Raw genomic sequence first — 15,942 nt, 5'->3', positions numbered from 1 at the left:
ACACCAGCGTGGTCAAACGGCACATCGTGCTTGAAGGCGATATCCCGTCGGCGATGAACCCGCCGAGCGGCTGCCCGTTCCAGACGCGCTGCGGCTACAAGAGGCTGGTGCCGGACAATCTGTGCGAGACCAAGGTGCCGCCGGTGAAGCATCTCGGCGATGGCCATATGAGCCTGTGCTGGCTGTCGGACGATGTGCTGGCGACGATGGAGCCGGTGATCAAGTTCGACAGGGAACACGCAGCGCATGAGGGCGTGCCGGAAGACGCACCGGATGGGATCGGCCCCGGTTTCGCCGGCGAACCGCCGAAGCGCCCGCATGGCAAGAAGCCGAGCTGACCAGCCATAGAGGCAATGCCGCTCGTTGGCGCATTGCCGCAGCGTCGCCATAGCTCAAGGAACGACAGCTACGTTCGCTTGAATATTGCTGTCCATTGCTTTATGTGATGCGTGATGTTTGATGCGCGGTAGGGAGCATGTTGTGAGAACCACACTTGCAATCGATGACGATGTCCTACTTGCGGCCAAGGCCATGGCGCGACAGCAGGATCGCAGCGTTGGCGACGTCATTTCCGATCTGGCTCGCCGCTCACTGCGCAGGCCCCCGACCGGCGGTGAACGCAACGGCATCCCCTTGCTTGCATCGCGGCCCGACGGCCCGATGGTCGATCTCGAAATGGTCAATGCGCTTCGCGACGAATTGCCGTGACCTTCCTGCTCGACGTCAATGTGTTGATTGCGTTGATCGATCCGGCTCACGTCGCGCATGAAGATGCCCATCGGTGGTTCCAATCCACCGGGCATTTATCATGGGCAACATGTCCCATTACCGAGAATGGCGTCATCAGGATTGTAAGCAACCCGAAATACCCCAATTCTCCGGGTTCGCCCGCCGTGGTGGCGCAGATTGTCGGCAAGCTGCATGCCCTTTCAGGACATCAGTTCTGGCCTGACGAGATCAGCCTTGTCGGTTCCAACGACATCGATGCAGCCAGGATCCTCACCCCGGCACAGGTAACGGATAGCTATCTGTTGGGACTCGCCAAGGCGCGTGACGGCCAATTGGCGACGTTTGACCGAAAGCTGTCAACGGCAGCGGTAAAGGGAGGGAGGTCGATCCTCCACCTGATCCCAAGCGAATGAATGGCTGAGTTCCGCTTCGATCGCAAACTGCGTGGCTGCAAGACCGCTTGGCAACGTCAGCTGCCGCATTGCTGCAGTTGTTCGGCATAGTCGCGGGCCATCTTTTCGGTCGCCCTGGCATAGCCCTGCACGCCGGCATCGCCACGGTTACCGCGGCCGTAGGCGGTCCAGCCGAGATAGTAGGCGAGATAGAGATTGTAGGTGTCGTTGCGGGCGACGCCGAACGTGTCTGATGTCTTGGAATGATACCAGCCGACGAAATCGACGGCATCGGCAAATTTGGTCCGCCGCGCCGCCCAACTGCCGGTTTCGCTCTGATATTGCGACCAGGTGCCGTCGAGCGCCTGCGAGAAACCGGTGGCCGACGAGACATGTTTCCACGGAATGAAGCCGAGCAGTTTGGTACGCGGCGGCCTGGCATTGCTCTTGAAACCGGATTCCTTGCGCACCGTCGCCATCAGCACGGGGACAGGGACGCCGTATTTCTGCGAGGCGCGCTCGGCGGCCGACTGCCAGTTGTCGAACCAGCCGTCGTTCTGGTCGAAGACGGCGCAGACATTGTTGATATGGTTGGGCGGCGTCGCGCAGGCCGGCAAAGCCAGCAGCACGCCAACCGCTACAATTTTACTCAAACTCGTACTACGCATTGGAAAACGAATAGGCCGAAATCATAAAGGGAATCTTGCGGCGTTTCTTAACGGCTTGCCGGCCTGGCTGCGCTCGGTGGGCCTGTATCATTATTCCGACCTTTCGCGTCGCCTTTTATGTCCATCAGAATTCAAAAATGCCGCCTTGGCTAAAATCACGCCCGCGAAGGGCGGATTTCTGACAGCGATGTCCGGATGCCGGCGCTCTGATGCCAGGCATGAATGAACCAAGACGAAAGCGCGGCGCGGAGCGAACCAGCAACCGGGGGCCCGCCGCCATCCCGCAACTTCCACTGCGGCGGGTGACCAATCCCTATCCGCCGATGGCGATGCTCTCAGTCGACCAGGTCGAAGCGATCCACCAGGCGTCGATGCACATTCTGGAAAATTTCGGCATCGAGGTGATGTCTCAGCGGGCGCTGGCGCTGTTCGAGAAGGCGGGCGCAAAGGTCGGCCATGCGACCGCGAATGTCCGCATCGACCGGGGCCTTGTCGCCGAGGCGCTGAAGACCACGCAGTCCAGCTATCGGCTGACGCCGCGCAACCCCGCCAACACCATTCATCTCGGCGGCAACACGATCAATTTCACCCTCGTCGCCGGGCCGCCCAATGTGCACGACATGGTGCGCGGCCGGCGCGCCGGAAACTTGCACGACTATGCCGATCTGACCCGGCTGGCGCAGCATTTCAACTGCATCCACTTGCTCGGCAACCAGGTCTGCGCGCCGGTGGAACTGCCGGCGAACACCAGGCACATGGATACCTATTTCACCAATCTGACGCTGACCGACAAATCGTTCCATGTCTCGGCGATCGGACGAGGCCGGGCGCTGGACGGCATCGAGATGATGGCAATCGCGCGCGGGCTGACGCTGGACGAGATGCGCGATGATCCCGGCATTGCCACCATCATCTCGGTCAACTCGCCGCGGCGTTTCGACGAGATGATGGCCGAAGGGCTGATGACCATGGCTGAGTTCGGCCAGTCGGTGGCGGTGACGCCGTTCACGCTGATGGGCGCGATGAGCCCGGTGACGCTCGCCGGCGCCCTGGCGCAGCAGAATGCCGAGGCGCTGTTCGGCGTGGTGCTGACGCAACTGGTGCGCCCCGGCGCGCCGGTGATGTACGGCGCCTTCACCTCCAACGTCGACATGAAGTCGGGCGCGCCGGCCTTCGGAACGCCGGAGAACACCAAGGCCAACATCGCCTCGGGGCAATTGGCGCGGCGCTACAATCTGCCCTACCGCACGACGCCGGGGTCGGCATCGAATGCGGCGGACGCGCAAGGCGCCTACGAGACGCTGATGGCGCTGTGGGGCGCTGTGCTCGGCCACGGCAACCTCGTCTATCATGCCGCCGGCTGGCAGGAGGGCGGGCTGACGGCATCGTTCGAAAAGCTCATCATCGATGTCGAGATGATCCAGCACATGATGGAGTTCCTGCGCCCGATCGTCGTCGACGAGGCGGAGCTTGCGGTCGAGGCGCTGGGCGCGGTGCCGACCGGCGGCCATTTCTTCGGCGAACCGCACACGCTGGAACGCTATGCCACCGCCTTCTACCAGCCGATACTGTCCAACTGGCAGAATTACGAGGCATGGCAGGAGGCCGGCGGCCTCGACACGACGGCGCGCGCGACCCGGCTGTGGAAGAAGGCGCTGGAAGACTATGTCGAGCCGGTGATGGATATCGCCGTGCGCGAGGCGCTGGAGGCGTATGTGGCCAGGCGCAAGGAAGCGATCGGGCAGGGCGAGCCGTGACTTTTTCAGCGTCGGCGCGCGGCGCTGCCTTTCTGATTCACCTTATCTCCTCAACTCATTGATAACAGAGCAAACTCATGAAATCGCATGCAAAGGTCGTGGTCATTGGCGGTGGCGTCGTCGGGTGCTCCGTGCTGTTCCATCTGGCGCGTCATGGCTGGACCGATGTCGTGCTTTTGGAGCGCGACGAGCTGACCTCCGGCTCGACCTGGCATGCGGCCGGCGGCATGCACACGATCAATGGCGACCCCAACGTCGCCAAGCTGCAGAAATACACGATCTCGCTCTACAAGGAGATCGAGGAGCTGTCGGGACAGGCGACCGGCGTACATCTGACCGGCGGCGTGCTTCTGGCGGCAACCGAGGCGCGGCTCGACTGGCTGCGCGGCGTCGTCGCCAAGGGGCGTTACCTCGGCATCGACCTTGAGGAAATATCGGCCAATGAAGCGGCCGAGCTGATGCCGCTGCTCGACCCGAAACAATTCGTCGGCGCCGTCCGCAACAAGGAGGACGGCCATCTCGATCCCTCCGGCGTGACGCATGCCTATGCCAAGGCCGCGCGGAAACTGGGCGCCGAGGTCGAGCGCTTCACCAAGGTCGAGGACATTGTGCGCCGGCCCGACGGCATGTGGCGCGTCATCACCAACAAGGGCGAAGTGGTGGCCGAGCATGTTGTCAATGCCGGCGGGTTATGGGCGCGCGAGGTCGGCCGCATGGTCGGGCTGGAGCTGCCGGTGCTCGCAATGGAGCACATGTACCTGATCACCGAGGATATGCCCGAGGTGGCGGCGTGGAACGCCAAGACCGGGACGGAAATCATCCATGCCGTCGATTTCGACGGTGAGCTGTACCTGCGCCAGGAGCGCGGCGGCATGCTGATGGGCACGTATGAGAAGGCCAACAAGGTCTGGTCCGAATTCCAGACACCGTGGAATTTCGGCCATGAACTGCTGGAGCCGGATATCGACCGCATCGCGCCGTCGCTCGAAGTCGGCTTCCGGCATTTCCCGGCCTTCGAGAGGACCGGCATCAAGCAGATCATCAACGGCCCCTTCACCTTCGCGCCGGACGGCAATCCGCTGGTCGGGCCGGTGCGCGGCCTTCCGGGCTTCTGGGTCGCCTGCGGGGTCATGGCGGGCTTTTCACAAGGCGGCGGCGTCGGTCTGGCGCTGTCCAACTGGATGATCGAGGGCGATCCCGGCGCCGACATCTGGGCCATGGATGTGGCGCGCTATGGCGACTGGGCGACGATGGCCTACACCAACGCCAAGGTGCGCGAGAATTATTCGCGCCGCTTCTCGATTCGCTTTCCCAATGAGGAGCTGCCCGCCGGGCGGCAGCTGAAGACGACGCCGATCTACGATTTGCTGTCGGCCAAGGGTGCGCAATGGGGTGTGTCCTATGGGCTGGAAGTGCCGCTGTGGTATGCGCCCGAGGGTGTCAGGGACGAATTCTCGTGGCGGCGTTCCAGCGATTTTTCCCATGTCGCCAATGAGGTCGCGACGGTTCGTGAAAGCGTCGGCCTGGCGGAGATTTCGAACTTCGCCAAATACAAGGTGACGGGAGAAGGGGCGGCCGCTTGGCTCGACCGGATCTTTGCCTGCAAGTTGCCCAAGCCAGGCCGCATGACGTTGGCGCCGATGCTGAAGGACGACGGCAAGCTCATCGGCGATTTCACGCTGGCCAATATCGGTGCCCCCAATTCCAACGGGACCGAGTGGTTCATCGCCGGCTCCGGTATCGCCGAGCAGTATCATATGCGCTGGTTCGAGGCACATTTACCTGCGGATAGCTCAGTGCGCATAGAGGCGCTGGGGCAGAAACTGACCGGTCTGGCGATCGCCGGACCCAAGGCGAGGGAGGTGCTGGCGAAGGTCAGCCGCGCGGATGTCGCCAACACCGCATTCCCCTTCATGGCGGTCGCAAAAATGGATATCGGCGCGGCGCCATGCCTGGTCGGCCGCGTCAGCTACACCGGCGATCTCGGTTACGAGATCTGGGTGGCGCCGGAATATCAGCGCGCTGCCTTCCAGGCGTTGATGGCGGCAGGCGAGGAATTCGGCCTCGGCCTGTTCGGCTCGCGCGCGCTCAATGCGCTGCGGCTGGAGAAAAACTACGGCTCATGGGCGCGCGAATACCGGCCGATCTACGGGCCGCTGGAGGCCGGGCTCGACCGTTTCGTCGCCTATGGCAAGGATGCCGATTTCATCGGTAAAACCGGCGCTCTTGCCGAGCGCAAGCAGGGCGGCAAGCTCAGGCTGCGCACATTTATCCTCGATGCTGACGATGCCGATGTCATCGGCGACGAGCCGATCTGGCACGATGGCGCGGTGCGCGGCTGGGTGACGTCAGGCGGCTATGCGCATCACTCGAAAAAATCCGTCGCCATCGGCTATGTGCCGAAGGAGATCGCCGATGAGAGCGACGGCTTCGAAATCGAACTTTTGGGCAAGCGCCACGCGGCGCGCGTTCAGGCAGCGCCGCTCTTTGACGCGAACTTCGAGCGAATGCGGGCCTGAAGCGCTTCGGCTTTCGCCGAGGCGCTTCAGATTCCTTTGTGCATGTCGTTATCCCAAAACCGCTGCGCACCTTTGGGCGACATGCATTGCGCGTCAGGCGTTGCGGCGGTTGTCGAGCGCGAAAGCGCCGGCGCCGGCAAACACCAGATAGAGGAAGATGAAGCAGAAGGAGATTGCCGCGTCGCCGCTGTTGTTGACCGGGAAGAAGTCGCGCGGGTAGTGCGCCATGAAATAGGCGATGGCCATCTCGCCGGCCAGAAGGAACGCGACCGGGCGGGTCAACAGACCGAGCGCCAGCAGGATGCCACCGGCGAACTCCAGGATGCCTGCAGTCATCGTCAGGCCGGTAAGAGCGTGAGGCTCGGCGCTGACCGGAAAATTGAACAGTTTCTGCGAGCCATGCTCGATGAACTGCAGGGCTGTGATGATACGCAGGACGCCGAGCGCCTGCGGCTGAAATCTGGCGAGACCGTCAAAAAGCTTCATCTAAACTCCATTTTTCCAACCCTGCGGCCCGGCCATAAATTATCACCCGGCGCTGGACCATTCACTTCGCGTGGCCTGTCATCAACAATCGGTGATTGGAAATCACTTCCAGTCTGGACTTCGAAATTTGTTCTCGTTATGGTTGCGTACAGCTCGTTCAAGTTGTATGCCTGCGTGTAGACACTCCAGACCAAACGGGTTCCTAGCCATGAAAAAAGTCGCCGTCAGCCTGTTCGCAATTCTCGCAAGCACCAGTTTCGCCATGGCCGCTGATGCTGGCTGCGATGCCTTCAAATGGCCGGTGACACGCGAGCAGGAACTGTTTCCGGCGGCGCCCGCCGCGCAGTCCGGTGCCTCTCTTGCTTTCGGCGAAGCCGCGGATATGGCGCTGGAGCCGGTCGATGCGGTCAGCTTCACCGTCTCACCGCAACGCGCGCCGGCAGCCGGCACGTTCGGCGCGACGGCAAACGTGTCCGTGCCACCGGAAGGAGAGCTCCAGATCAGCCTGTCCGATGAGGCCTGGGTCGACGTCATTCAGGAGGGCCAAGCCGTGAAATCAGCGGGTTTCAGCGGCGTGAAGACCTGCCCCGGCATCCGCAAGAGCGTGCGCTTCAAGCTGACGCCTGGCGCAGCCACGATCCAGCTCAGCGGCGCCAGGAAAGAGAACCTCAAGGTCGCGGTGCTGGCGCCGGAGTGACCGCGCCCGGACGCCTCTCATCGCACCGGCAGTGCGATGAGAGCAGTTCCGTGCAGGCGAGTACCGGAGGGGATCAGCGGCCCGGCGCGATCAGCGCGAAATAGGCGCCTTGCGGATCGGTGAACTGGGCAATCCATTGGCCGGTCGGCACCGGCATCGGACCCATGACGATCTTGCCGCCATTGTCGGTGACACGTTTGGCGGCTGCGTCGATGGCGTCGACATTGAAGTAGAACAGCCAGACCGGTACCGGCAGCTGTTGCGGCTTGATTCATGATGCCGCCGCCGGATTCAGGGCCGGCCGAGAAGGTCTGATAGATGCCCATCTCGCCGATGTCCATGCTACCGGCATCGGTCCAGCCGAACTGGCTGGAGTAGAAATCGAAGGCCTTCTGGCGGTCGGACGCATAAAGCTCGTGCCAGCCGACATGGCCCGGCGTCGTTGCCGGAAGGACGGGCTGGTCGGGACCATTGGGCTGCAGGAACATGAAGGCGGCGCCTTGCGGGTCGGCGACGACGGAGAAGCGGCCGACGCCGGGAATGTCGTCGGGTTCGCGGTGAACAGTCCCGCCGGCGGCTTTCAGTGCCTCGGTCGAGGCATCGGTATCGCTGGTGTGCACATAGCCGAACCAGGCCGGCTTCAGACCCGTCCTGGCTGCTTCCTCGGGCAGGGTCATCAGCCCGCCCACGCCACGCTCGGCGGAGTTCACCACGATATAGCGCGGCATGCCGGGCGCTTTGTCGAAGGGCTCGGCCCGCCAGCCGACCACGGTGGTGTAAAATGCTTGCGCCGCATCGAGGTCGCTGGTCATCAACTCGTACCAGAAGAAGGGCATTGGGGATTTCGGCATTTTCGGTCTCCTCACCTTCATGCATAGATCGTCGTCCGATCCATCAAAGGACGTTTTCAGCGACGCAAATCCGACAGCGAAGCGGAGAAAGTTCAACGGCTGCGTTGACACATCGTTCCGCACTTCGGCCCACCGGCGGCTTGCACATGCGGCGGTTTTCGACTTTCCTTGGGCAAACGAGGGGTAGTCGTTTCATGCGCCTTATGTCGCTCACGCCTGAGCTTGTGTCACTGTGTCATCGCGAAGAGGTCGATCCCGGACCCGACTGCAGTTGGACGCAGCTGAACGATGAGGATTACCGGACCTTAGCCTTGCGGCTGTCTGAAGAAGCAGACGAGGGGCCTTTGTGGGTGTTCGCCTATGGCTCGCTGATCTGGAAGCCGGCTTTCGAATCCGTCGAACGCCAGCGCGCCACTGCTTTCGGCTGGCACCGCTCCTTCTGCCTCGACATGGTGCGCTGGCGCGGCAGCGTCGCGCAGCCGGGGCTGATGATGGCGCTCGAACGCGGTGGCCGATGCGACGGCGTCATCTACCGCCTGCCCGACGGCGACAAGCCGCAGCAGATCGAAAGACTGCTGCGGCGCGAGATCGACGATCATGAGAGTGTCAGCTCGGTCCGGTGGGTTCCCGTGCGCACCCAGCAGGGCCGGATACGGGCGCTCGGCTTCTGGGTCGGGGTGACGGGCAGGGGAACCTCGCTCGGGCAGCCGCTGGACACGGTGGCGGGGGTGCTTGCCAGAGCCTGCGGCCATGTCGGCTCAGGCGCGGAATATCTCTACAACACCGTCAGCCACCTCGAGGAATTCGGCATCCGCGACCGCAATCTGTGGCGGCTGCAGCAACTGGTTGCCGACGAGATCCGGTCGATCCATGGCGGCGCTACGAGCTCCGGCCTTTCGCCCGTGCCATAGGCTGAAAGCCATAACATGAGTAGTCAAATCATATTATGAGCTGGTCTTTTCAATGGCTTGCGGCGAAAATTGACCAATTGATAAAAAAATAAAACGTGCTAGCCTTCCCCAAAACGAAAACGTGGGGAACTGACGATGCCAGAAGGCCAGTTCAAGGACGGCATTGCCGGCGGCCGGCTTGCCGCCGACCAGTACGCCGAGAATTTTTCCGACCTGCATCCGCCGCTTGATCATCACGAGGCGCTGGTCGAATCCGATCGCTGCTATTTCTGCTACGACGCGCCGTGCATGAATGCATGCCCGACCTCGATCGACATTCCGCTGTTCATCCGCCAGATCTCGACCGGCAACCCGATCGGTTCGGCCAAGACGATTTTCGACCAGAACATATTGGGTGGCATGTGCGCCCGCGTCTGCCCGACCGAGACGCTTTGCGAAGAGGTCTGCGTGCGCGAGGTGGCGGAAGGCAAGCCGGTGCAGATCGGCCGCCTGCAGCGCTACGCCACCGATGTCGCCATGGCCGAGCACAAGCAGTTTTATCCGCGCGCTGAATCGACCGGCAAGTCGGTCGCCGTGGTCGGCGCCGGTCCGGCCGGCCTAGCCGCGGCGCACCGGCTCGCCCGCCATGGCCATGAGGTGACCATACTGGAAGCCCGCCCGAAGGCCGGCGGCCTCAATGAATATGGCATCGCCGCCTACAAGAGCATCGACAATTTCGCCCAGGCCGAGGTCGACTATGTCACGGGGATCGGCGGCATCGATATCCATAACGGCAAGGCGCTCGGCCGCGACTACCAGCTGTCGGACCTGATCCTGAATTACGATGCCGTCTTCCTCGGCATGGGGCTAGGCGGCGTCAATGCGCGGCGCGCGGATGGCGAGGACGCCGATGGCGTTGTTAATGCGGTCGAGTTCATCGCCGAGCTACGCCAGGCCAGCGATCTCGCGAGCCTGCCGGTCGGCCGGCGCGTCGTCGTCATCGGCGGCGGCATGACGGCGATCGATGCCGCGGTGCAGTCGAAGCTGCTCGGCGCCGAGGAGGTGACGATCTGCTACCGGCGCGGCCAGGAACACATGAACGCCTCCGAATTCGAGCAGGATCTGGCCGCGGCCAACGGCGTCACCATCCGCCACTGGCTGCAACCGAAGCGGGTCATCGCCGAAGGTGGCAAAGTGTCGGGCATCGAGCTCGAATACACCGCCATGAACGGCGACAAGCTCGCCGGCACGGGCGAGACACTGACGCTCGTCGCCGACCAGGTGTTCAAGGCGATCGGCCAGAGCTTTGTGCCGGCGGCACTTAACGGCAGCGGTGCTGCGATCGAACTCGAAGCCGGCCGCATCAAGGTCGATGCGGAAGGGCGCACCTCGCTCGCCAATGTCTGGGCCGGCGGCGACTGCATTTTTGGCGGTGACGATTTGACGGTTTCGGCCGTGGCGCAAGGCCGCGATGCGGCGGAGAGCATCAACCGGAGTCTGGCACAGGGATAGAGATCATGGTGGAATCAGGCATCGCGCGTCACTACGACGTCTCGGATCTTGAGCAGCACATTCTTGCCGTGCTCGCCGATACCGGCGTGGAAATTGCCCAACTACGCGCTGGCGATCTCGAAGCGGTCGACGAGTTCCACATTGGCGGTATCGCCGCCACCAGGGAACTCATCGGCCAGATGGGTTTGAAGCCGGGGGCCAGGCTGCTCGACATTGGTTCCGGCGTGGGTGGTCCAGCCCGCTTCGCCGCCAACAATGCCGGCGCCGATGTCACCGGCATTGATCTGACGCAAAGCTATGTCGACATCGCGACCAGCCTGTCGAAGCGGGTGGGAATGGCCGACAAAGTCCGGTTCGTGCAGGGCAGCGCGCTGGACATGCCGTTCAGCAACAAAAGCTTTGATACGGCCATGATCCTGCATGTCGGCATGAATCTTCCCGACAAGAAAAAGCTGATGAGCGAGGCGGCGCGTGTGCTCAAGCCGGGCGGCGTCTTTGCCGTCTACGATGTGATGCGGCTCAAGGCAGGTGCGCTGACCTATCCGCTGCCATGGGCATCCGACGAGAGCATGTCCTTCGTTGCCACGCCCGACGACTATCGTTCGGCTGCCGCCGCCGCGGGGTTCTCTGTAACCGCCGAGCGCCCTCGTGGCGCCTTCGCCATCGAATTTTTCGACACGATACGGGCGCGCATGGCTGCGGCGCAGGCGGAAGGAAAAAAGCCGCCGCCTGGCGTTAATCTTATCATGGGCGAGAACGCCGGCACCAAGATCGCCAATCTCACCCCCGCGCTTAAAGGCGGCATTCTCGCACCCGTGGAAATGCTCCTTCGTCTCGGTTGAAAGGGACCTGTCATGGCAGACATCCGCAACAATTTCGTCGGCATCAAATCGCCCAATCCGTTCTGGCTGGCTTCGGCGCCGCCGACCGACAAGGCCTACAATGTCATCCGCGCCTTCAAGGCGGGCTGGGGCGGCGTCGTGTGGAAGACGCTGGGCGAAGAAGGTCCGCCGGTGGTCAACGTCAACGGCCCGCGTTATGGCGCGATCTGGGGGGCGGACCGGCGCCTGCTCGGCCTCAACAATATCGAGCTGATCACCGACCGCGATTTGCAGGTCAATCTGCGCGAGATCAAGCAGGTCAAGAAGGACTGGCCCGACCGCGCCATCGTCGTCTCACTGATGGTGCCATGCGTCGAGGAAAGCTGGAAGGCGATCCTGCCGGTGGTCGAGGATACCGAAGCCGACGGCATCGAGCTCAATTTCGGCTGCCCGCACGGCATGTCGGAACGCGGCATGGGCGCGGCTGTCGGCCAGGTGCCTGAATACATCGAAATGGTGGTGCGCTGGTGCAAGGCCAACACCCGCATGCCTGTCATCACCAAGCTGACGCCGAATATCACCGATGTGCGCAAGCCGGCGCGCGCCGCACTCTCCGGCGGAACCGACGCGGTGTCGCTGATCAACACCATCAACTCGATCACCGGCGTCGACCTCGACAGTTTCGCGCCGCAGCCGACCATCGACGGCAAGGGCTCGCATGGCGGCTATTGCGGCCCGGCGGTGAAGCCGATTGCCATGAACATGGTGGCCGAGATCGCCCGCGATCCGGAAACGCGCGGCCTGCCGATCTCCGGCATTGGCGGCATCACCACCTGGCGCGATGCGGCTGAATTCATGGCGCTCGGCGCCGGCAATGTGCAGGTGTGCACGGCGGCGATGACATACGGCTTCAAGATCGTGCAGGAGATGATCGCCGGTCTCGAAAACTGGATGGACGAGAAAGGCCACGCCTCGCTCAACGACATTGTCGGCCGCGCCACGCCCAACGTCACCGACTGGCAGTATCTCAACCTCAATTACATCGCCAAGGCGCATATCGACCAGGACGCCTGCATCAAATGCGGCCGCTGCCACATCGCCTGCGAGGACACTTCGCACCAGGCGATCACCAACATGGTCGACGGCGTCAGGCATTTCGAGGTGATCGAGGCCGAATGCGTCGGCTGCAATCTGTGCGTCAATGTCTGCCCGGTCGAGAACTGCATCACCATGGAGCCGCTGGCCGCCGGCGTGATGGACCAGCGCACCGGCAAGCCGGTGTCGCCGGTCTATGCCAATTGGACGACACACCCGAACAACCCGATGGCCAAGGTGGCTGCGGAGTAGACTTGGGTTCCTCGCCCCGATCGACGTCTACGTTGTGCACTCATCTTCTGTGACTGGTCGGCGTGAGGGCTTGGTTGCCACGTGGTTCCCCCAATCCGTCGCTGCTTCGCAGCGCCACCTTTCCCCCCTCCGGAGGGAAAGGAAGGGAGCTTTACTGACGAACGTTGACGGCAAAAACTTGGCGCCGTTCCTCTCCCCCGTCGATCGGGGGAAAGGTGGCTCCGGCGAAGCCGAGACGGAGTGGGGGTCGATCAGCGTAATATAAGACAATGCATGCGCCAAGCCGCCATACACGCTATCGCCACAGACCAGCCGCCCAGAAATGTGTGCAGGCCGCAGAGCGGGATGCCCAAGTTCTGTGAAGCCATCGCTATATGTGAATTTCCGCATTTTCCTATTGCAGATAAGTTTTATCCGCGATAAAAGATATCCATGAATGGGAGCGCAACATCATGAAGCTGGGCGAAGGTGTAGAAGCGGCCATCCATTGCGCGGCCACCCTGGCCAGCGTGGAGGGCAACAGCACGATGCCGGGTGCTGCCTTGGCAGAGTCCTTCGGCCTGTCGCCGAGCTATCTGCTGAAACATCTGAACCAGCTGACGGCTACGCGGATCCTGGAATCGGTGCCGGGACCGGCGGGCGGCTACCGGCTGGCGCGTCCGGCCGAGCGCATCACGCTGCTCGATATCGTGCTTGCGGTCGAGGGTCGCGAGCCGGCCTTCCGCTGCGGCGAGATCCGCCAGCGCGGCCCGGTCAAGATCGATGCTTCGGCCTATGTGAAGCCGTGCGGCATCAATGCCGCGATGCTGAAGGCCGAGCGCGCCTATCGCGCGGCCCTTGCGGAAACCCGGTTGTCCGACATCGTGGCTGACTACAAGGCCGAAGGCGATCCGCGATCGTTTGCCGCCAGCTGTGCCTTTGTCGCGCGCCATCAGCGGCCGCAGAAACCCGCTGCAGCCAAGCAAAGTTAACCCCCGCCAGACAGAAAGGAAAGACGATGAAACAGAGACTGCAATTCTTCGCCAAGGCGCCTGAGATCATGAAAGCCGTGTCGGCGCTCAACAAGGCGGTCGACGAATGCGGGCTTGAAGTGAGCCTGCTGCATTTGATCAAGCTCCGCGCCTCGCAGATCAATGGCTGCTCCTACTGCGTCGAGATGCATAGCCGCGAGGCGAGGCGCGATGGCGAAACCGAGACACGGCTCTATCTGGTTTCGGCCTGGAAGGAATCGCCGCTGTTTTCCGAGCGCGAACGCGCGGCGCTTGCTTGGACCGAGGCAACGACCCTGATCGCCAACAATGGCGTTTCGGACGAACTCTATGCCCGCACGCTAGAGCACTTCTCGGAAGAGGAACTGGTCAAGCTGTCGGTCGCGATCGGCATGATCAACACCTGGAACCGGCTCTGCATCCCGTTCCACGCCATTCACCCGATGCCGGCTGCCAAAGCAGCCTGACCGTCCGGTTAGTCATGGAGCGCCGTGGAAAGGGCGGCGCTCCACCTGTTTCATGCTTAAGTACGGGGAAGATTTCATGCCTGTCGATTTGCCTTCGACCTTTTTGTTTCTCGGCCGCCTGTTGCTCGGCGGCGCCTTCGTTTGCGCCGGCCTGCGCAATGTTCAGAACGAGACCTTCCTGACCGGGCTGATGACCGCGCGCGGCGTGCCGCAGGCGAGATTGGCGTTGTGGGCCGGCATCGTCCTGCAGACCATTGCCGGCGCGCTGTTGATGGCCGGCCTGTGGACTGCGACCGCCTGCGCCGTGCTGCTGCTGTTTCTCATCGTCGCCACGCCGATGTTCCACAATTTCTGGGACCATCAGGGCCCGGACCGGGCCTCGCGCATCAACGGCTTCGTCGGCAACGTCGCCCTGGCCGGAGGCTTTCTCACGCTGATCGCACAGTCGCTGTAAGGTCACGCCGCGAAGCGCAAACCGCCATCGCAGGTCAGCACCTGGCCGGTCATGAAGCCGTTCGAGACGAGAAAGGCGATTGCGCCGGCGACGTCTTCGGCGCGGCCGATCCTGCCCACCGGGGTTTTGCCGGCATATTCGCTGAACACCGCCTGCCGCTGGTCTTCGGCCAGAAAATCCCACCATGGCGTGTCGATGACGCCGGGCGCCACGACGTTGACGCGCAGAGGCTTCAGTTCGACCGCCAGGATCGGCACCACCGTCAACAGCATGCCGTTGACGGCGGCGATGCCGGCCACGCCGGGCACCGACAATTGTGCCGACACCGCCGAGATGAAAGTGACCGATCCCGATCTGTTGAGCGTCGGCAAGGCTGCCTGCAAACAGGACAGCTGCGGCCGGACTTTCTCGTCGACGCCGCCGGCGATGTCTGAGAGGTCGAGGGTTTCGAACCGCCCAAGTCCCTTGCCGCCGCTGGCAGCCAGCACGAGGTGATCGAACGGTCCGAGTTCCCCAAAGAACTGGCGGACTTCGTCCGGCTTCGAAGCATCGAAGGCAGCTTTCTCGGCGGCGCCGCCGAGGCTCTTCCAAGCGCTGGTGAGCTTGTCCTGGTTTCGTCCGGTGATGGTCACCTTCATGCCCGGGCCAAGCAGTTTTCGCGCCGTTGCCAGGCCGATGCCGGATGAGCCGCCGATGACGACCGTGTGTTCGATCTTGCCGGTCATGAATGCTGTTCCTTCGATTTTGGGGAAGCCTGGCCGACGAAGTCGAGGCTCAGGGTTCGCAATTGCTGTCTGGCCTTGGCGTCATAGGCTTGTGCTTCGGCGCGGGATTCCTTTTGGCCGTCGAAATAGAGGCCACTGCGGCCCTCCAAGGCGGGCGATGTCGCGAGGTTGAGAATGGCGTCGGCGCCGGTCTCGACCGAGCTCCATGGCGTCACGCCGGCCTGGCGGACCATGGTGGTGTTCATGTAGCTCGCCGGATGCAGAGCGTTGATGGTGACGCCGCTGCCTTTCAACTCTCCGGCCAGGTCGATGGTGAACAGGATCTGCGCCAGCTTGCTCTGGCAATAGGCGCGCACGCCGTCATAGGAACGTGTCAGCATGACATCGCCGAAATCGATCGCCTGCTGGCCGGCCGAAGCGACGTTGATGATGCGCGCCGGCGAACTCGCCTTGAGCAGCGGCAGCAGTTCCGAGGTCAGCAGGAAACCGGCGAGATAGTTGACCGCAAAGCGCAGTTCGAAGCCGTCGGCGCTGAGCTGTCGCTTGGCGCCGGCCGTGCCGATGCCGGCATTGTTGATGAGGACGTCGAGCCGGTCGGTTTTTGCGCGTACGGCCTCGGCGAGGCGGCGGACCTCGGC

At 62.8% G+C, this 15,942-nt stretch carries 17 protein-coding genes and 1 pseudogene; 13 read left to right on the top strand and 5 right to left on the bottom strand.

Features of this window, described 5'->3' with window-relative positions; all coding sequences use genetic code 11:
- The 3 genes from NKI61_RS29530 to NKI61_RS29520 all read left to right on the top strand — a co-directional run.
- Window positions 1–338: oligopeptide/dipeptide ABC transporter ATP-binding protein (locus tag NKI61_RS29530; protein ID WP_352842004.1), on the top strand; the 338-nt coding region annotated here is incomplete at its 5' end.
- 142 nt (window positions 339–480) lie between these two features.
- Window positions 481–708: a hypothetical protein gene (locus tag NKI61_RS29525; RefSeq protein WP_023668191.1), complete on the top strand. Its 228-nt coding sequence runs from the start codon at window positions 481–483 to the stop codon at window positions 706–708.
- Entirely contained in the window at window positions 705–1,142 is a 438-nt protein-coding gene (locus NKI61_RS29520) for a TA system VapC family ribonuclease toxin (RefSeq protein WP_023682204.1), read from the top strand. Before NKI61_RS29525 ends, NKI61_RS29520 begins: the two co-directional genes overlap by 4 nt.
- Window positions 1,143–1,198: 56 nt before the next feature.
- Here NKI61_RS29520 and NKI61_RS29515 read toward each other — a convergent pair whose 3' ends face one another.
- Window positions 1,199–1,789 carry a transglycosylase SLT domain-containing protein gene (locus tag NKI61_RS29515; RefSeq protein ID WP_352842003.1) on the bottom strand — a complete coding sequence of 197 codons (591 nt, stop codon included), beginning with the start codon at window positions 1,787–1,789 and terminating at the stop codon, window positions 1,199–1,201.
- Window positions 1,790–2,007: 218 nt separating this feature from the next.
- Between NKI61_RS29515 and NKI61_RS29510 the strand changes: the two genes are divergently transcribed.
- Window positions 2,008–3,546 carry a trimethylamine methyltransferase family protein gene (locus NKI61_RS29510; protein WP_352842002.1) on the top strand — a complete coding sequence of 513 codons (1,539 nt, stop codon included), beginning with the start codon at window positions 2,008–2,010 and terminating at the stop codon, window positions 3,544–3,546.
- A gap of 77 nt (window positions 3,547–3,623) precedes the next feature.
- The gene (locus tag NKI61_RS29505; protein WP_352842001.1) at window positions 3,624–6,065 is read left to right on the top strand and encodes a GcvT family protein; all 2,442 of its coding nucleotides are present in this window, start codon (window positions 3,624–3,626) and stop codon (window positions 6,063–6,065) included.
- A 93-nt stretch (window positions 6,066–6,158) separates the two neighbouring features.
- Here NKI61_RS29505 and NKI61_RS29500 read toward each other — a convergent pair whose 3' ends face one another.
- Window positions 6,159–6,551, bottom strand: a complete 393-nt coding sequence (locus tag NKI61_RS29500) for a DoxX family protein (RefSeq protein ID WP_352842000.1) — start codon at window positions 6,549–6,551, stop codon at window positions 6,159–6,161.
- A 208-nt stretch (window positions 6,552–6,759) separates the two neighbouring features.
- On the opposite strand from NKI61_RS29500, the gene NKI61_RS29495 reads away from it, so the two are divergent.
- Entirely contained in the window at window positions 6,760–7,248 is a 489-nt protein-coding gene (locus NKI61_RS29495; protein WP_023741730.1) for a hypothetical protein, read from the top strand.
- A 73-nt stretch (window positions 7,249–7,321) separates the two neighbouring features.
- On the opposite strand, the pseudogene NKI61_RS29490 reads toward NKI61_RS29495, so the two are convergent.
- Window positions 7,322–8,099: pseudogene (locus tag NKI61_RS29490) on the bottom strand (VOC family protein).
- Between the two features lie 194 nt (window positions 8,100–8,293).
- On the opposite strand from NKI61_RS29490, the gene NKI61_RS29485 reads away from it, so the two are divergent.
- The 7 genes from NKI61_RS29485 to NKI61_RS29455 all read left to right on the top strand — a co-directional run bounded on the left by NKI61_RS29485 (window position 8,294) and on the right by NKI61_RS29455 (window position 14,579).
- The gene (locus tag NKI61_RS29485; protein WP_352515177.1) at window positions 8,294–9,010 is read left to right on the top strand and encodes a gamma-glutamylcyclotransferase; all 717 of its coding nucleotides are present in this window, start codon (window positions 8,294–8,296) and stop codon (window positions 9,008–9,010) included.
- Window positions 9,011–9,145: 135 nt separating this feature from the next.
- A complete protein-coding gene (locus NKI61_RS29480; protein WP_352841999.1) occupies window positions 9,146–10,501 on the top strand; it encodes an NAD(P)-dependent oxidoreductase in 1,356 nt (451 codons plus the stop codon).
- Window positions 10,502–10,506: 5 nt separating this feature from the next.
- The gene (locus NKI61_RS29475; RefSeq protein ID WP_352515174.1) at window positions 10,507–11,343 is read left to right on the top strand and encodes a class I SAM-dependent methyltransferase; all 837 of its coding nucleotides are present in this window, start codon (window positions 10,507–10,509) and stop codon (window positions 11,341–11,343) included.
- A gap of 12 nt (window positions 11,344–11,355) precedes the next feature.
- Entirely contained in the window at window positions 11,356–12,669 is a 1,314-nt protein-coding gene (gene preA, locus NKI61_RS29470) for an NAD-dependent dihydropyrimidine dehydrogenase subunit PreA (RefSeq protein ID WP_352515173.1), read from the top strand.
- 452 nt (window positions 12,670–13,121) lie between these two features.
- Window positions 13,122–13,640: an RrF2 family transcriptional regulator gene (locus NKI61_RS29465; protein ID WP_352841998.1), complete on the top strand. Its 519-nt coding sequence runs from the start codon at window positions 13,122–13,124 to the stop codon at window positions 13,638–13,640.
- A 26-nt stretch (window positions 13,641–13,666) separates the two neighbouring features.
- On the top strand, window positions 13,667–14,125 hold the full coding sequence (locus tag NKI61_RS29460; RefSeq protein WP_023668206.1) for a carboxymuconolactone decarboxylase family protein: 459 nt from the start codon (window positions 13,667–13,669) through the stop codon (window positions 14,123–14,125).
- 76 nt (window positions 14,126–14,201) lie between these two features.
- Entirely contained in the window at window positions 14,202–14,579 is a 378-nt protein-coding gene (locus tag NKI61_RS29455; RefSeq protein WP_023744574.1) for a DoxX family protein, read from the top strand.
- Window positions 14,580–14,581: 2 nt separating this feature from the next.
- On the opposite strand, the gene NKI61_RS29450 is transcribed toward NKI61_RS29455, so the two are convergent.
- On the bottom strand, window positions 14,582–15,304 hold the full coding sequence (locus NKI61_RS29450) for an SDR family oxidoreductase (protein ID WP_352841997.1): 723 nt from the start codon (window positions 15,302–15,304) through the stop codon (window positions 14,582–14,584).
- Window positions 15,301–15,942 (bottom strand): SDR family NAD(P)-dependent oxidoreductase (locus NKI61_RS29445; RefSeq protein WP_352841996.1); only part of this gene is annotated, 642 nt, incomplete at its 5' end. The genes NKI61_RS29445 and NKI61_RS29450, both read right to left, overlap by 4 nt.

Origin of the sequence: Mesorhizobium sp. M0514, assembly GCF_040321145.1 — a bacterium.
GTDB lineage: Bacteria > Pseudomonadota > Alphaproteobacteria > Rhizobiales > Rhizobiaceae > Mesorhizobium.
This window is presented reverse-complemented; position numbering and strand designations above follow the sequence as displayed.